Annotated in this window: 14 protein-coding genes; 13 read left to right on the top strand and 1 reads right to left on the bottom strand. The window is 36.6% G+C overall.

The window, feature by feature from the left end:
• The first annotated feature begins 1 nt into the window (after position 1).
• The 9 genes from BLR36_RS11835 (at position 2) to BLR36_RS11795 (ending at position 9537) form a co-directional block, all read left to right on the top strand.
• Positions 2 to 859 (top strand): ABC transporter permease, encoded by an 858-nt coding sequence (locus BLR36_RS11835; protein ID WP_093061939.1) that lies wholly within the window; start codon positions 2 to 4, stop codon positions 857 to 859.
• Positions 856 to 1767 carry a glycine betaine ABC transporter substrate-binding protein gene (locus BLR36_RS11830; RefSeq protein ID WP_093061938.1) on the top strand — a complete coding sequence of 304 codons (912 nt, stop codon included), beginning with the start codon at positions 856 to 858 and terminating at the stop codon, positions 1765 to 1767. Before BLR36_RS11835 ends, BLR36_RS11830 begins: the two co-directional genes overlap by 4 nt.
• A gap of 284 nt (positions 1768 to 2051) precedes the next feature.
• On the top strand, positions 2052 to 4100 hold the full coding sequence (locus tag BLR36_RS11825; RefSeq protein WP_093061937.1) for a BglG family transcription antiterminator: 2049 nt from the start codon (positions 2052 to 2054) through the stop codon (positions 4098 to 4100).
• A gap of 54 nt (positions 4101 to 4154) precedes the next feature.
• Positions 4155 to 4430, top strand: a complete 276-nt coding sequence (locus tag BLR36_RS11820; RefSeq protein WP_093061936.1) for a PTS sugar transporter subunit IIB — start codon at positions 4155 to 4157, stop codon at positions 4428 to 4430.
• Position 4431: 1 nt separating this feature from the next.
• A complete protein-coding gene (locus BLR36_RS11815; RefSeq protein ID WP_093061935.1) occupies positions 4432 to 5694 on the top strand; it encodes a PTS ascorbate transporter subunit IIC in 1263 nt (420 codons plus the stop codon).
• Between the two features lie 381 nt (positions 5695 to 6075).
• Entirely contained in the window at positions 6076 to 6858 is a 783-nt protein-coding gene (locus BLR36_RS11810) for a transporter substrate-binding domain-containing protein (RefSeq protein WP_093061934.1), read from the top strand.
• A 37-nt stretch (positions 6859 to 6895) separates the two neighbouring features.
• Positions 6896 to 8050 (top strand): saccharopine dehydrogenase family protein, encoded by a 1155-nt coding sequence (locus BLR36_RS11805; RefSeq protein WP_093061933.1) that lies wholly within the window; start codon positions 6896 to 6898, stop codon positions 8048 to 8050.
• Positions 8051 to 8094: 44 nt separating this feature from the next.
• The gene (locus tag BLR36_RS11800; protein ID WP_093061932.1) at positions 8095 to 8751 is read left to right on the top strand and encodes an amino acid ABC transporter permease; all 657 of its coding nucleotides are present in this window, start codon (positions 8095 to 8097) and stop codon (positions 8749 to 8751) included.
• Between the two features lie 36 nt (positions 8752 to 8787).
• Complete coding sequence (locus BLR36_RS11795) at positions 8788 to 9537, top strand: amino acid ABC transporter ATP-binding protein (RefSeq protein WP_305775337.1); 750 nt, start codon at positions 8788 to 8790, stop codon at positions 9535 to 9537.
• Positions 9538 to 9606: 69 nt separating this feature from the next.
• Here the strand turns inward: BLR36_RS11795 and BLR36_RS11790 are convergent, their stop codons facing one another.
• Positions 9607 to 10854, bottom strand: coding sequence for a mechanosensitive ion channel family protein (locus BLR36_RS11790; protein ID WP_175454063.1), 1248 nt, complete (start codon positions 10852 to 10854; stop codon positions 9607 to 9609).
• Between the two features lie 459 nt (positions 10855 to 11313).
• Here BLR36_RS11790 and BLR36_RS11785 point away from each other — a divergent pair, with 459 nt between their 5' ends.
• The 4 genes from BLR36_RS11785 to BLR36_RS11770 all read left to right on the top strand — a co-directional run bounded on the left by BLR36_RS11785 (position 11314) and on the right by BLR36_RS11770 (position 14835).
• Complete coding sequence (locus BLR36_RS11785) at positions 11314 to 11508, top strand: hypothetical protein (RefSeq protein ID WP_093061931.1); 195 nt, start codon at positions 11314 to 11316, stop codon at positions 11506 to 11508.
• Between the two features lie 526 nt (positions 11509 to 12034).
• Complete coding sequence (locus tag BLR36_RS11780; protein ID WP_371326723.1) at positions 12035 to 13744, top strand: T7SS effector LXG polymorphic toxin; 1710 nt, start codon at positions 12035 to 12037, stop codon at positions 13742 to 13744.
• Positions 13745 to 13766: 22 nt separating this feature from the next.
• The gene (locus BLR36_RS11775; RefSeq protein WP_093061929.1) at positions 13767 to 14276 is read left to right on the top strand and encodes an ankyrin repeat domain-containing protein; all 510 of its coding nucleotides are present in this window, start codon (positions 13767 to 13769) and stop codon (positions 14274 to 14276) included.
• Positions 14277 to 14496: 220 nt separating this feature from the next.
• Positions 14497 to 14835, top strand: coding sequence for a hypothetical protein (locus BLR36_RS11770; RefSeq protein WP_139185093.1), 339 nt, complete (start codon positions 14497 to 14499; stop codon positions 14833 to 14835).
• Positions 14836 to 14925 lie beyond the last annotated feature (90 nt).

The raw sequence follows: 14925 nt of genomic DNA, 5'->3' as shown, positions 1-14925 counted from the left end.
GATGGATGAACTATTACCACGCCTACCTTTTGCCGATTGGATTGACACTGGAGTGGATTGGTTAGTAGATACGTTTGGAACTGTCCTAGACGGATTTGCTGAGGTATTAGAAGGAATAGTAGAAGGTTCAGTGGACCTATTAAATTTAGTTCCTTCTATATTACTAGCTTTCATCTTTGCTTTAATAGCTGGGGTTATTTCTACTAGGAAGATTGCCTTCTTTTCATTGATTGGCCTCTTATTCATTGATTATTTAGGATATTGGTACCCAATGCTTCAAATGTTAACGCTTGTATTGACTTCCGTCATCTTCGCATTAGTGATAGGTATTCCTATAGGGATCCTTAGTTCACAAAAAGCAGGTGTTCGAAAGGTCGTAAATCCCATATTGGATTTAATGCAAACAATGCCAGCTTTCGTATATTTAATACCAGCGATATTCTTTTTCAACATTGGGGTTGTACCGGGAGTTGTAGCATCCGTGATTTTCGCAATGCCTCCAACAATTCGTTTAACGATGTTAGGCATTCAGCAAGTACCAAAGGATTTAATAGAAGCAACAGAAGCATTTGGTGCAACAACGTGGCAGCGTTTGTTTAAAACACAAATCCCACTAGCTAAACCTACGATTATGGCAGGAGTGAACCAAAGTATTATGTTATCACTATCGATGGTAGTAATTGCTTCGATGGTAGGTGCACCGGGACTTGGTGAAGAGGTTTACCGGTCCGTTACGCAATTGAAAACAGGAGTTGGCGTAGAAACTGGACTATCTATCGTAATCGTCGCGATTATTTTGGATAGAATTACGCAATACGCTGGAAATAGAAAGAAAAAATTAGGGGGAAATACATTATGACATTAGCAAAAAAAATAACAGGTCTTGGAGCAGTTGCATTACTTTCACTCGGATTAGCAGCATGTGGTGATACAGAAGAAAAAAATGATTCAACATCTACAGACTCAAATGCAAGTTCAGTAGGGGAGTCACTTGACTACAAAATTACCGGAATCGATCCTGGAGCTGGAATTATGGAAGCAACAGAAAGAGCTATTACAGATTACGAATTAGATGAGTGGGATCTTGTTAGTGGTTCAAGTGCAGCAATGACAGCATCACTAAAGAAAGCATATGATGCGGAAAAGCCAATCGTCATTACTGGATGGACCCCTCACTGGAAATTTACTGAATATGATTTGAAATATCTTGAAGATCCAAAAGGCTCATATGGTGGGGAAGAAGAAATTCATACAATTGGTCGTACTGGATTACAAGAAGATATGCCAGAAGCTCATCAAGTCCTTTCCAACTTTAACTGGTCAGAGGATGATATGGGTGAAGTGATGATCGCTATTAAAGACGGTGAAAAACCAGAAGTTGCTGCGCAAGCTTGGGTAGATGCAAATCCTGAGAAAGTTGCCGCATGGACAGATGGTATTGAAAAAGTCGATGGTGATAAAATCAAACTAGCATATGTTGCATGGGATAGTGAAATTGCCAGCACAAACGTTATGAGCATTGTATTAACAGACCTTGGCTATGACGTAACTATGCTTCAAGTGGAAGCTGGTCCAATGTGGACAGCCATTGCCGACGGTAGTGCCGATGCATCTCTTGCCGGTTGGTTACCATTAACACATGCTACGTATGCAGAAAAATTCGATGGTAAATATGAAGACCTTGGTACAAGCATGACAGGCGTGAAAATTGGTTTAGTTGTCCCGGCATATATGGACATTACATCTATTGAAGATTTGAAAGAATAACTAAATAATTAAAACCTAACTCCTTAGAGCGAGTAATCCTTGTTCTAAGGGATTTTTTTATTGTGTTCTGCAAAGAAACATTCTTGTAGAATCAAATAATCGTGAATTTTTGTTGTTTTCATATTATCTATATAATGAGGGAACGGTTCTAAATGAACTGACCATAAGTTAGTAGATTAAAGGTAAATACCAATGTAGTGAGAAATTGAAAGCAACTATTGTGACCAAATGTCATCTGAAGTGAAAGCGATTTCCGTTATAATTTATGTGAGGGGGAGCTAGTGATGTTGGAGAAACGAAGCCTAGATACTTTTTATCAATTGATGAAATTACAGCCGGCGCAACTAAGCTCTTTTATTGACAAGATAAACTTAACTGAACGTCAGTTCCAATATGATGTAGAAAAAGTTAATAGCTTCTTATTCGACGTCGGAGTACCGCCCATTAAAATTTCGGGTGACCGTATTTTGATAGAACAAGCAATTGTCGATTATTGGAAGAAAAATAGAGCAGATTTTGTAGCAAATCAATTTTCTTTTGAGCAGGTAGAGCGTGTAATCATATTCCTATTATATACCTTTATCCGTCAAGAACCTCTTTCCAATTTTCACTTTCAACATTTGTTTGGAGTTAGTAAAAATACCGTTAGTTCAGATGTGAAAAGAGTCAATAAGTTTTGCGTGGATTTCCGTGTGGAAGTACGTTATTCACGAGAACATGGATACCATTTAAAAGGGACAGAAGAAGATAAGCGAAACTTAATGCTCAAGGCGATTTCTATGTTAAAGATTAAATCATATGCTCATGAGAAATTTACTTTTATATTTGAGCAGCAGCAATTACAGAATCAGTACGATAACTATCAACAAGTTTTGAAAGACTTCGAACAGAAATATTCATTTACGTTCACGGAAGACAGATTGGATGAGTTTATCTACTTGCTTCAAATGATACATATTCGCCAACAACAACAAAAACGGGTGCAAGTTTATCCGGATACAGTAAAATTCTTAGAAAATCAACAGGCTTTCATGGTGTCTACATTGATACAGCAACGCTTGGGATATACAACTGATCGAGAAGAAGTTGCTTTTGTAACAATACAACTCCTTGGCATATGCCAAGGAGAGGTTAGCCTTGCTAGGACAGATGCACTGTTTGCTATTACGGAACAAATCATTGTTAACTTTGAACGTTATGCATGTGTTCAATTGTTAGATAGAACCAAGGCAATGGAAACACTCTATTTACATTTTAAACCTGCGTACTACCGGATGCTGTTTAAAATACCAATTACAAATGTATTGCTTGAGGAGATTAAGGAAGGGCATCGAGACTTATTTATTGTTGTAAAGGAAGTACTAAAGCCGATTGAGGAAATGTTAAATATTAAGGTACCCGAAGATGAAGTGGGCTTTCTTACTCTTCATTTTGGAGGGTTACTAAAACTGACTAGTGAAAGCTCAGTAAAGTTATTTAGAGCCATAATCGTTTGTCCAAATGGGATTAGTTCAAGTTTAATGTTGGAAAATCAATTAAAATCTCTTTTCCCGCAATATAAATGGACTTCATCGTTTTCATCCTATGATTTTCAAAATCTTAATGAGACGGAGTATGATCTGGTATTTTCGACTGTTGTACTTAAAACCAGAAAACCATTGTTTATAATTAGACCGATTATGAGTGAAATGGAAAAGAAGGAACTAGTACAAACAGTAGAGGGGCTTACGCTCCAACAGTCATACCATAATCCAACTTCAGATGAATTAATGAAAATTATTCGTCAGTACGCGGATATCAAACAGCCCGAGCTGCTAAAAACTGCATTGCAACAGGCCTTGTTTAAAAATGATGACTTGAATATAGGGAGGAAACAACCAGTGTTAAAGGATTTATTAATCGAAGAAAATATTCAGTTTATGCATGATATAACTGACTGGAAAGATGCAATTAAGAAAGCAGCGGAACCTTTGCTGTCAAATGGCTTTATTACTAATCAATATGTAGGAGTCATGATTGAAAATGTAGAAACAATGGGGCCGTATATCATAATTGGCGAACAAGTTGCAATTCCCCATGCACGCCCCGAATTCGGCGTGAAAAAATTAGGAATGAGCTTATTGAAATTATCAAAACCTACTTATTTGTTAGGTGAGGAGCAAAACAAAGTGGATATATTCATTTGTTTAGCTGCTATTGATAACGAAACACATTTAAAAGCTTTGGCTCAATTGACTACGTTGTTGAGTGATCCAATAAAATTAGAACTTTTAAAGAAGGCACAGACAAAACAAGATATTCTAGATTTAGTTGTAGAGTTCTCAGAGCAATAAGCTGGTGGAGCAAAAAATATAAATGAAATGAATTATAAATAGGAGGAAATAAAAATGAAAATTTTAGCAGTTTGTGGAAATGGATTGGGAACGAGTTTTATTTTATCAATAAATGTTAATAAGGCGCTAAAAGAATTGAATATTGACGGTGAATGCAAGAATATGGACTTAGCAAGTGCAAAGACGGAAGTGGCGGATTATTACATCGGTACTCCAGAAATTATGGAACAATTGCAAGATGGTAACAAAAAAACAATTAGTATTATCAATATGGTGAGTGCAGATGAGATCCAGAAAGCGTTAACTTCTCATATAGTGGAGGAAAAATAATATGTTTGATTTAATCATGAAGGATATTTTAGGGACTCCTGCCATTTTGGTAGGGTTGTTCGCTTTACTTGGTTTGCTTTTGCAGAAGAAGGCAATTACCGATGTTGTTTCCGGAACATTAAAGACGATAATGGGTTTCATTATTCTTGGTGCAGGTGCGACCGTACTAACAGGATCGCTAACTATCTTTGGAGATATGTTTGAAAAAGCATTTAATATTGAAGGAGTTATTCCAAACAATGAAGCAATAGTGGCATTATCACAAAATGCTTTTGGTACGGAAACAGCTATGATTATGTTAATAGGTATGTTAGTGAATATCGTTTTTGCTCGATACTCGAAGTTTAAATATATCTTTTTAACTGGACATCACACTATGTTCATGGCTTGTTTACTTGCTGCAGTCCTTTCCACATCAGGAATGGGGAGTATCCCTCTTGTAATTTTAGGCTCTTTAATTTTAGGTGCTTTAATGGTTTTACTACCTGCAATGTTACAACCTACGGTAAGAGAAATTACGGGTTCAGATGACATTGCTGTAGGTCACTTTGGTTCATTTGGTTATTTCGTTGCTGCTAAAGTTGGTAAATTGACAGGAGACAAAACAAAATCAACAGAAGAGGTCAAAGTACCAAAATCACTCGGCTTCTTACGTGATTCATCTGTAGCACTAGCGTTAACAATGACGATTATGTTCCTTGTGGTTTCTTTATTTGTTGGTCCTACTTACATAGAGGAAAATCTGAGTGATGGTACAAACTTCTTAGTATTCTCATTACTACAAGCTATTACTTTTGCTGCAGGAGTTTTCATCATCTTAGCTGGAGTTCGTATGTTAATCGCTGAAATTGTTCCTGCATTTAAAGGAATTGCAGACAAAATTGTACCGAATGCAAAACCGGCACTAGACGTACCAATTGTATTCCCATTTGCACCAAATGCGGTTATTATTGGTTTCTTATCAAGTTTCGTTGCGGGATTACTAAGTATGTTTTTACTTCCACTTGTAGGATTGGCAGTAATCGTACCAGGACTTGTTCCTCACTTTTTCTGTGGAGCAGCAGCTGGAGTATTTGGTAATGCAGTAGGTGGACGAAGAGGTGCTATAATTGGTGCTTTTGTACAAGGAATCTTAATCAGTTTCCTACCAGCAATGTTACTGCCTGTTCTAGGTTCGTTAGGATTTGAAGGTACAACGTTTGGCGATTCTGATTTCGGTGTAGTTGGTATTATCATTGGTTACATTATTAATCTTTTTAGTTAATAATAGTAAGTCTTCTTATCAAACTATAATTGAAAGTAAAACAGTCATGGACGATAATTGTCCAGGGCTGTTTTTTTGTGATGTGGAGTAATCATTAATATAAGGTTCTACTGCTCATTTTTAAAAAACAGGTTATATATTAGGCTCTATTGTACATTCATTCAACAAAACCCCGTAGGAACAAATAATACTTGTTTCTACGGGGTTTTATTTGTTTCTTGATGTACAAGTCCTACCTTGTTAATAACTTGAGATGTAAGTTTATTAGATTATCTGATAATAAAAGCCAGTCCTTTAGAATACATTGTTTGAAAGGGAGATAGTTTAACAAATTTATTTGGGAAACTTCTCAATGTTTTGAATGATAAAGGGGGACAAGCTTTGAAGAAGAATGTAGTTTTGAGCCTTATTACTTTAATTGTCATGAGTATTGTTGCAGGTTGTGGGTTTGGAGGAGGAAAAGTACTAGATCGTATGGAAAAATCGGAAGTGCTGAATGTTGCATTTGAGGGTACGTATCCACCATTTAACTACTTAGACGACAATGGTGAATTAACAGGTTTTGATGTAGATATTTCCAATGAAATTGCAAAAAGATTAGGCGTGAAAGCTAACTTTATAACATCAAAATGGGAAGGCTTGATAGGTGGTTTAAAGGCTGACAAATTCGACATTATTATTGGGCAGATGACTGTAACAGAGGAAAGGAAAAAGAGTGTAGACTTCACTGATCCATATGTTATTACAGGCTCGGTGTTAATCACTCGAGAAGAAACAAATGATATTAGTAAACTGGAAGATATTAAAGGTAAAAAAGTTGGTGTTGGTGGTGGAACTACCTTTGAAGAAATCGCTAACAGTGTGGAAGGTGCAGACGTTAAATTATATAAAGCATTTAGCGACTATCTAGAAGATCTTAAAAATGAAAGATTAGATGTCATTATTAATGACCAACTATTAGTAAGCTATAACATCAAAGAAAATAATCTGCCGATAAAAGTTGCAAGTGATATTCTCAAAGTTGATGAAATCGGAATGGCAGTTAATAAAGGTAACGAAGACTTTGTTGAAAAGGTAAATGAGGCTTTAAGTGAAATGAAAGAGGACGGAACTTATAAAGAAATTTACAAAAAGTGGTTTGGATCAGACCCAGTTGAAAAGTAGAGCAAATAGTATAGACATAGAGTAGGGAGGGAAAAACTTGCATGTAGTTGTTTTAGGTACCGGGATGATTGGAACCACGGTCGTAAGTGAACTTGCTAAATTTACTGAAATAGACTTAATCACAGCTGTGGATGTGAGACAAGAAAGTATTGATAAGTGTTTAGAAATCTCCAATAGTCCAAAAGTTATTGGGAAAGTTGCTTCATTAGAAACAAAAGAAGATATAGCTGATGTGTTGATTGGTGTCGATGTGGTGGTCGCTTGTCTTCCTCATTCTTTAAGTCTGGTTGCCATAAAAGCGGCGATAGAATCCAAATGTCATTTGGTAGATTTAGTAGGGTCTATGTTTAAAGAAAAAGTAGAATTACATGAGGCAGCCAGGGATGCAGGTGTAATTATCGTTCCAGGCTGTGGAGTAGCTCCTGGAATAACGAATTTTTTGGCAGCTCAAGGAATTGAGATGCTAGAAGAAGCAGAAGAAGTGGTTATGATTTGTGGGGGAATTCCGAGACATCCAGTACCCCCATTGTGGTATCAAGTCGTTTTTCGACTAGAAAGTGTGCTGGGTCTTTATACAAAACCAGCTATTGCAGTTGAAAATGGGGAGCTCGTAGAATTAGCTCCTTTATCAGGATTAGAAAAGATGACATTTCCTCAACCTGTAGGTAACTGTGAAGCTGTTATTACGGATGCGCATAGCACTGCATACATTCTAAAAGATAGAGTGAAAAACCTATACGAAAAAACAGTTAGGTACCCTGGACATTGGGGCAAGATGAATGTTTTAGGAGAACTGGGATTTCTCGATAATAATCCTGTTACAGTAGCAGGAGTTACAATAACGCCACGAGCATTTGCAGAACAAGTTTTGGGACCTAAAATGCTTGGTGCATCCCATGAAGATGTAACTGTGCTAAGAGTAGAAGCTAGTGGCTTAAAGGATGGTATATCAACCAAATTTACATGGGAAATGGTTGACTTATACGATCATGAACGAAAAATCACGTCTATGGCTAAAACTACGGCCATTCCTGCAGCAATCATGGCGAAATGGATTGCTTGTAAAAAAATTATAGAGACAGGTGTTGTACCGATAGAGAGCTTAATCGTTAAGGAAAGGTTCCAACCATTCATGGGGGAGTTAAACAATCTAGGAGTTCAAATTGATTTTAAAGAAGAAATTATACTATAAAGTGGAGTCTCAACCTTGTAATTCGTCGGAAAGGAGGTTGATGTATGGATGTTACGATAATTATTGATTCATTGCCATCCTTACTTAAGGCAACTCTAATGACTATATTATTGGCTGCGATATCTATAGTAATTGCACTCGTTATTGGGTTTTTCGCTGCGATTGTAAGAATAATAAAATTAAGAATATTAAACGAAATTGCGACAGCGTATGTTTCAATTATTCGTGGAACTCCTCTTCTTGTTCAGATTTTTGTTATTTACTACGGTTTACCGCAGATCGGCATTTCTTTAGACCCGATATCTTCAGGTGTAGTGGCGTTGAGCTTAAATGCTGGTGCTTACTTATCCGAATCATTTCGAGCATCTATACTTGCTGTGGACAATGGTCAAATGGAAGCATCACTATCAATGGGAATGACGTATTCACAAGCACTCAGGAGAATTATTCTCCCACAGAGTCTTCGAATAGCTATTCCCACCTTATCAAACACATTTATTGTACTTATCAAAGATACCTCCCTTGTTTCCGTTATAACCGTAACCGAACTATTACAAATGTCGAGTTTAATCATTGCAAAAACATTTGAACCACTCACAATCTATTTGCTAGCAGCCGCTATTTATTGGATTTTAATAACTTTCTTCACAACCATTTTAGATAAACTAGAAGTTCGTACATCAAAATACTTGGTTCGATAAAGTGTAATATTTTAATACGAATGATAGGAGATGTCCATGAGTATCATTCAAATTAACAATTTGAAAAAAAGCTTTGGAACGAATGTGGTATTACAAGGCATTGATTTAACAATTGCTAAAAGTGAAGTGGTTGTAGTTATGGGACCAAGCGGCTCTGGGAAATCAACCCTATTACGCTGTTTGAATTTCTTAGAAGAGCCAACGGAAGGTAATATTCGTATTGGTGACTTCCAAGTAGATTCAGGTGGCAAAGCCAATCGTAAACGAAAAAAAGAAATAAGAGAACTAAGGAAGAGAACCGGGTTCGTATTTCAATCGTTTAATTTATTTCCCCATAAAACTGCCATTGAAAATGTTATGGAAGGACCAATAATAATACATGGAACCAAAATAGAAGAAGCTAGAATATTAGCGAAGGCACTTCTTACAAAAGTTGGTCTTGGAGAAAGATGTGATTACTACCCCGCTCAGTTGTCAGGCGGACAGCAGCAAAGAGTAGCAATTGCACGGTCGTTAGCACTAAATCCAATGGTGATGCTCTATGATGAGCCTACTTCTGCATTAGATCCAGAGCTAGTGAAAGAAGTTTTACAGGTTATAAAAGATTTAGCGCGAGAAGGAATGACGATGATCATCGTGACACATGAAATGAGTTTTGCAAAAGATGTTGCGGATCGAGTCATTTTTATGGATAAAGGAGTAATAGTGGAACAAGGAACATCAGAAGAAATCTTCCTTAATCCAAAAGAAGAGAGAACCAGACAATTCTTGTCGATAGTAGAATAAAAAACATTGAAGCAGGTGTAGAAAACCGTAACTTTTCTACACCTGCTTCAATTTTAGGAAGTATTTAACTCATATATCTGCTATCTTTTTAAAATCGTTTCCGGTTGGATTCTGGAAAACTTGAATTCCAAACTCCGGTGCTACGGCAAATAGGTGATCAAAAATATCGGCTTGCACCGTTTCATACACAGCCCATTGTGTATCATTGGTAAATGCATATATTTCTAGTGGTAACCCGTTCTCGGTTGGAGCTAACTGTCTAACCATTAAGGTCATTTCCTGATTGATACCAGGATGATGACGAAGATAGTTGCTAATATACGCTCTAAATACACCGATGTTCGTAAGAGCCCTTCCATTCACTCGATTGCTGTGATTAATTTTATTTCTTAAATTGAATTCTGCAATTTCACTTTCTCTGTTGGTTATATATTCCGAAAGATAGTGGATACTTTTAAAGTTATTAATCATTTCTTCCGTACAAAATGAAATACTGTTCTTATCAATAAATAATGGACGCTTGATCCGTCGTCCTCCAGAGTTTTGCATCCCTCGCCAATTGATAAAAGAATCGGATATTAGGGCATAACTTGGAATCATCGTAATCGTTTTATCAAAATTTTGTACCTTTACTGTATTTAAGGAGATATCAATAATGTCTCCGTCTGCCCCGTACTTCGGCATTTCAATCCAGTCACCAACCTGAACCATATCATTGGTCGATAACTGAATACCCGCAACAAGGCCTAATAACGAATCTTTAAAAACCAACATGAAAACGGCAGAGAGAGCACCAATTCCACTAAGAAGAATAAGTGGGCTCTGTCCTATCATGTTCGCAATCAGCAGAATGACCCCAACCGTTATGATAACAATTTTAACAACCTGAATATATCCTTTAATAGGCTTGGTTCTAGATACTTGATAGGTTTGATAAATATCATTCATTGCATTTAATGCGCTACTTATAATTACTAACCCCATAATTATTAAATATGCTATTGCAATCTTTTGTATTAATTCTTCAAAAGATTCTGGAAAGACGGAAGCTAAATAGTAAATAATAATAGCTGGAACTATATGTGATAGCTTATGAAAAACCTTTCTTTCTAAAAGCATATCATCCCATCTGAATTTAGTTTTTTTCACAACATTAGAGATTAACCTAATTACTACCTTTTTAGTGATGAAATTGGCCACAATACAGATAAGTATTATGAAAAGAAATATAATAATATATGAAAGATACCCAGCTAAGGTAAAATCCATGTCTAATTTTAAAAGTAGGTTACGAATGTAATTACGAATGTAATCCATATATTTTTAATTCACCTCATTGGACGTATTATTGTTGGTATCAGTATGCCACTCATATTTGTAATAAGTGAAACGAGATAATTACCATTGTATCAGAAAAAATTAATCTTCACTTTCTTCGACACTTCTGGGGTTAAAAAGAGCGATCTGGAAGGGTCGCAAGGTTGAGTCAGTTCACTAATCCTGTAGACTGAGTTTATATCTTTAAATCGTTTTTTTTGTCGATTTCCCGGGAAATATTTCGAATCATGTCTCAACGCTTTCCTTCGACATATCAAAAGTATATGCCATTTCCTTCATTATTTTGTGAAAAGAAACTCTCCATTTACAGAATAACAAACTGTTTTTTTAAAAAAACTTTGATAATGAATTTGATGACTACTATAGTTAAAGTGAGAAGTAGGCCGAATAATTAACAACATGAAACACATCCTATTCCTGTATCTAGGAGGTGAATTTATGACTAATCAAGGAAATAATCAAAATCAAAGAAATAACAGTAGTGTCGCAAAGAGCATCAAAAACACAGCAGGCTCTGCATTTGAAACAGCGCATAATGCTTTAGAGGCTACAGAAAATATTGCAATGAACACTGTTGATGCAACTGAAAATGCTACTAAGAAATTAACAGGGAAAAATAAAAACAATCGTTAAAAAAGAAATGTGAAATTCTTTTATTTGAAGAATGTTGAGATAAAAACGCCCACTGGGCGTTTTTTTATTCAATGAGCTACTTTGCATTAGACCGCGAACTTATGAAAGAAGTTCTTTAAGAATAATTAAAATCCTCATGGATGCAGTATTAACTGGTTTTAGGGGGATTTCTTATATATGTCATATGGATTAATAGTATTGAAGTGTCATGATAAAGGTTCAGAAAATATGTAGGCTATGGTAGGTATTTATAATTTATTCAGCAAACTAAATTAATACATTAGTAGTAATTGGTTATGTGTATATATCCTCCTTAAGAATTATTTTCTGGAAATACTGAATTCTACCTTTACCTTCCATTTAAAAAATGGAATATTATAACTAATAGTGTTTAGGAGGAGTTTAATGATTCAAGAAAGGGAGATATCAAATAATAGAGTATACAGATGTTACTTCGGTTTTCATAGACAAGAAGAAACTAAGGTGTTCCTATGAAAATACTAGACGTTGATTTGTTTCAAGATGGATTAAAAGAAATATAGCAATGTTGGACAGGCTTGGAAATGAAGTAGAAGCAATCCATCGTGCAGTAGAAGGATTAGTAGGGATAGAAGACGAACTTAAAGGAGAAGGAGGAAGTGCCATTCGTGCTTTCTATGCGGAATGCCATCTGCCATTACTCCAACAATTCCTCGTTTCTACTGCTAGTTATAAGCTAGTGCTTCAACAAATGGAAAGCGCTCTATATTCCCTCGAACCAGATATGTCCGGTCATATTGTGGAACAATTTCTAGAAGGTGAGGTAGAGCAGGGACTTACCACAATTGCACAGCTGACCGAAAATCTAACGAATGAGTCAAACAGTGTTATGGACCAGGTCAGCGATATCGTGGCCCTTCCGCATCTGGATGATAGTGGAGTACAAGAAGGCGTTCTAGATGCAAAAAGAAAACGAGACGATACATTAAATCGGCTTCAAGAATTTGATGCAACACAGACAGCAGCCTTACTACCTTTCGAGCAAGACTTGCAGGCAATGGATACGTGGATCCATAACATGGAAGAGATGTTCACAAGTAATCTCACGGATATCCACTTTCAAACAGAACGTTGGGCGGAGCTGGTTGCATGTAGTCCCCCGTTAACCATTTCTACGCCAACAATTGAAGGAGAAATGTGCCTACGTGAAGAAGAGGAAGAAAAGTCAGTTGTAGATACTGGTTTAGAAATAGTAGATGGAATTTTAAGTGGTCTATTTGATGTAGGGAAAGATTTTGTTACCGGTATCGTAGATATAGTCCAGGACCCGAAAGCCACACTGGAAGCTACGGTAGAGGCAGTAACTAATCCTGAGGAGACATTTAACGCTATAAAATCGGCCATCACCACTTCCTATGAACGCCATATGGTCAACGGAGATGCCAATTCCCGTGCTCACTGGGTAACCTATGCATTAGGCACAGTTGTCATTTCAGTTGTTGGAACAAAGGGTGTCGGTGCACTGACCAAATCAGGGGTTACGGTCGCAAAGACAGCTGTTCCAAAAGTGGCTGGAGCTGCAAAAAATACATCGACATCATTAGCTAATATATTACCTTACGGACCCCGTCCGCAGTTTGCGTTCGCAGGTGAAGTTCCTTATAACACAGTGAATGCAACAGGCTTGAGGGATCAGATGATTTCTATAGCTAGGGTTGAAAGTGGAGTTAAGGGTAAGGTTAATACTGTAAATGATTATACTAATGATATTATTGTAAACGGGAAAGTAGATTCCGCTAAGATGAATAAGCTTAAAAATGCTATTCAGAATAATACTTTTAGTGTAGATGAGCTTTCTGAAATTAGTAAAAAAATGTTCGAATTAGGCATTACTAAAGTATATGATGAAGCATTAATTAAAATAGATTTTGGTAAGTATCTTCGAGGATTAATAGGTAATCCACCTACTGCTATGATAAATCCACATGCGCACCATATTCTCTTTAAAAAAGGTCTTGGTCAGAAGCAGCAAGAACTGGTTCGAGAAGGTCAGGAAATATTAAGAAGGTATGGAGTTGATCCAATAATTGGGAAAGAAAACCTTGTTTGGGCGCCAAATGCCGTAATAGGACAACATAGTCTTGATACTTTAGAGGAAGTAGTGAATCGGTTAAGGACTGTTGAAGCAATGGACGGTGACTTTGATGATATTGTTGAAGCTCTTGAAGATTTAGGAGACATAGCTAGTACAAGATAGTAGAAATACAGGAGGTAATGTTATGGATGAAAAAAATCTAAACAAAACTATAAGAAATGCTATTAAGCTTGGTGATATTAATGAAGTAAAGCGTTTAATAGACGATAATCCAGAATCTTTACATTCAATGACACCTTTTGGTACGTGGCTACATGTTGCAGCAAAAAAAGGACATTCTGGAATAGTAGAATATCTGATTGATAAAGGAATTGATGTTAATACAAAAGGTGATATATTTGATGCATCTCCTTTAAGATTAGCTGCAGGAGCCGGGCATTTGGATATAGTAAAGTATTTAATAGAGGCAGGCGCAGAGTTAGATGTGACCTTAGCAAAAAGAAACCCACTATTTGGTGCAATTTATGGAGGGCATAAAAAAGTTGTTGAGTTTTTAGTTGAAAAGGGTATAGATATTTCAATTAGATACACTGGAGAAAATATTAAGAATATGGATGCTTATGAATATGCTAGAGAATTTGGACAAACAGAAATTGCTGAATATCTAAAGCAAGAGATGGATAAAAAAGAATAAAAAGTATTACAAAGAATAATCCTAACTTTAAATAAATAGGCTCGTTAATTTAAAGTAGGATTAGCAGTAGATAGTGTTAATAAGATTAAGGTACCAGGTTTTAATACAAATCTAAATTGTATTAAAACCTGGTACCTTTCATTATATTGGAGTACTAGCAGGCGTTCTTGATGCAACACAGACGGCTGCTTTACTACCTTTCGAGCAAGACATGCAGGCAATGGAAACGTGGATCCATAACATGGAAAAGATGTTCACAAGTCATCTCACGGATATCCACTTTCAAACAGAACGTTGGGCGGAGCTGGTTGCATGTAGTCCCCCGTTAACCATTTCCACGCCAGCGATTGAAGGAGAAATGTGCCTACGTGAAGATGAGGAAGAAAAGTCGGTAGTGGATACCGGTTTAGAAATAGTAGTTGGAATTTTAAGCGGTCTATTTGATGTAGGGAAAGACTTTGTTACTGGTATCGTAGATATAGTCCAGGACCCGAAAGCCACGTTGGATGCTACGGTAGAGGCAGTTACTAATCCTAAAGAGACATATAACATGCATTAGGCACCGTTGCCACTTCAATAGTGGGAACAAAGGGTGTTTGTGCACTTACCAAATCAGGAGTTACGGCCGCAAAGGCAGCTGTTCCAAAAG

It is taken from the genome of Psychrobacillus sp. OK028 (genome assembly GCF_900103605.1).
In the GTDB taxonomy this organism is placed as follows: domain Bacteria; phylum Bacillota; class Bacilli; order Bacillales_A; family Planococcaceae; genus Psychrobacillus.
This window is presented reverse-complemented; position numbering and strand designations above follow the sequence as displayed.

Bases quoted from the DNA above. Each gene is read 5' to 3' on its own strand.
- BLR36_RS11835 (WP_093061939.1), top strand. From the start codon at position 2: ATGGATGAACTATTACCACGCCTACCTTTTGCCGATTGGATTGACACT.
- BLR36_RS11830 (WP_093061938.1), top strand. From the start codon at position 856: ATGACATTAGCAAAAAAAATAACAGGTCTTGGAGCAGTTGCATTACTT.
- BLR36_RS11825 (WP_093061937.1), top strand. From the start codon at position 2,052: ATGTTGGAGAAACGAAGCCTAGATACTTTTTATCAATTGATGAAATTA.
- BLR36_RS11820 (WP_093061936.1), top strand. From the start codon at position 4,155: ATGAAAATTTTAGCAGTTTGTGGAAATGGATTGGGAACGAGTTTTATT.
- BLR36_RS11815 (WP_093061935.1), top strand. From the start codon at position 4,432: ATGTTTGATTTAATCATGAAGGATATTTTAGGGACTCCTGCCATTTTG.
- BLR36_RS11800 (WP_093061932.1), top strand. From the start codon at position 8,095: ATGGATGTTACGATAATTATTGATTCATTGCCATCCTTACTTAAGGCA.
- BLR36_RS11795 (WP_305775337.1), top strand. From the start codon at position 8,788: ATGAGTATCATTCAAATTAACAATTTGAAAAAAAGCTTTGGAACGAAT.
- BLR36_RS11790 (WP_175454063.1), bottom strand. From the start codon at position 10,854: ATGGATTACATTCGTAATTACATTCGTAACCTACTTTTAAAATTAGAC.
- BLR36_RS11785 (WP_093061931.1), top strand. From the start codon at position 11,314: ATGACTAATCAAGGAAATAATCAAAATCAAAGAAATAACAGTAGTGTC.
- BLR36_RS11775 (WP_093061929.1), top strand. From the start codon at position 13,767: ATGGATGAAAAAAATCTAAACAAAACTATAAGAAATGCTATTAAGCTT.
- BLR36_RS11770 (WP_139185093.1), top strand. From the start codon at position 14,497: ATGGAAACGTGGATCCATAACATGGAAAAGATGTTCACAAGTCATCTC.